The sequence below is a fragment of the Oleiphilus sp. HI0066 genome (genome assembly GCF_001635725.1).
Genome location: NZ_LWFH01001239.1, coordinates 1 through 1756, shown reverse-complemented (window position 1 = coordinate 1756; position 1756 = coordinate 1). Strand labels below are relative to the sequence as shown.

Here is a 1756-nt window from a genome sequence, read left to right as displayed (position 1 = left end):
AGTCGCTCACATGTATGACCCACCGCGGTGGTATCGCGGCAGATGGCAAAACAGGTGACGGTTGTGGTTTGTTATTACAAAAGCCAGATTCATTTTTACGCAAAGTCGCACAAGAAGAATTGTCACTGACTTTAGGTGATCAATACGGCGTAGGCATGATTTTCTTGCAGCTAGATGATGAGCGTGCAGCGCAGGCGCGAGCGACATTTGAAGCTGCCTGTGCAGACGAAGGTTTAAACGTTAAAGCATGGCGTGTTGTGCCAACTGATAATGCTTGTTTAGGTCGAATGGCTCTAGATTGCTTGCCACAGATAGAGCAAGTTTTTGTTGAAGCGAACGATGATATTGATGAGCAAGCGTTTGGCTTAAAGTTATTTGTCGCCCGTAAAAAGATTGAGCGTGCGTTAAGTCAGGAAGAAGACTTTTACGTTTGTAGTTTGTCAGATCAGGTTATTTCGTACAAAGGCTTGATGATGCCTGTCGATTTGCCGAACTTTTACCTTGATCTTGGTAACGAAGCGTTAGAGACGGCGATTTGTGTTTTCCACCAACGCTTCTCTACCAACACAATGCCAAAGTGGCCATTGGCTCAGCCTTTCAGATTTTTAGCGCATAACGGTGAGATCAATACAATTGAAGGTAACCGTAATTGGGCTCTAGCACGTACGAGTAAGTTCGAAAGCGACAGACTTCCTGACTTAGCTTCTATTGCGCCGTTGGTTAACCGCACAGGTTCTGACTCATCAAGCATGGACAACATGCTCGAGCTATTACTGACGGGTGGCATGGATCTTTTCCGTGCGATTCGAATGATGATTCCACCGGCTTGGCAAAATGTCGACACGATGGATGCAGATCTGCGTGCTTTCTATGAATTTAACTCCATGCACATGGAGCCGTGGGATGGCCCTGCAGGCCTAGTTACGACAGACGGTCGTTATGCTGTGTGTTTGCTAGATCGTAACGGTCTACGTCCGAGTCGTTGGGTTGTTACTAAAGATGGTTTTATTACAGTAGCATCGGAAATCGGTACCTATGCTTATAAGCCTGAAGATGTTGTTGCGAAGGGTCGAATTGGTCCTGGACAAATCTTAGCGATCGATACGAAGACCGGCGATGTATTGCATACAGACGACATTGATCAGCGTCTTAAAGAAGCCAAGCCTTACAAGAAGTGGTTGCGTGAAAACGCTCAGCGTCTTGAAACGCGCTTGAAGAGCTCTTCGCCTGCGTTTGAACCAATGCCTTCGGATGAGTTGAAAACGCAAATGAAGATGTTCCAAGTGAGCTTCGAAGAGCGTGATCAAGTTTTACGTCCACTAGGTGAGGCGGGACAAGAAGCAGTAGGTTCGATGGGTGATGATACGCCAATGGCTGTTTTGTCACAGCGCGTTCGCTCCGTTGCCGATTATTTCCGTCAAAAATTTGCACAGGTTACGAATCCTCCAATCGATCCTTTGCGTGAAGCGATTGTTATGTCGCTTGAAACCTGCATCGGTTCGGAACGAAATGTATTTGAAGAGTCTCCTGAGCACGCTAAGCGTATTATTTTAACTACGCCTGTTTTGAGTCCAGCTAAGTTTGCTGCGATTTTAGACAATTCTTTAGGTTTTGGTTCAGCGACTGTTTCATTGCAATTTGATCCTGAACAAGGCCTGAAAGCAGCGATTCAAGATGTGTGTGAAAAAGCGGCACAAGCTGTTCGTGATGGCTCAGTGATTGTTGTCTTGTCGGATCGAGACATTGAAAAAGGTAA

1 protein-coding gene is annotated in these 1756 nt (G+C 46.0%); it reads left to right on the top strand.

Going from position 1 to position 1756, the window contains the following annotated elements; all coding sequences use genetic code 11:
• Positions 1-1756 (top strand): glutamate synthase central domain-containing protein (locus A3738_RS17845; RefSeq protein WP_304440113.1); only part of this gene is annotated, 1756 nt, incomplete at both ends.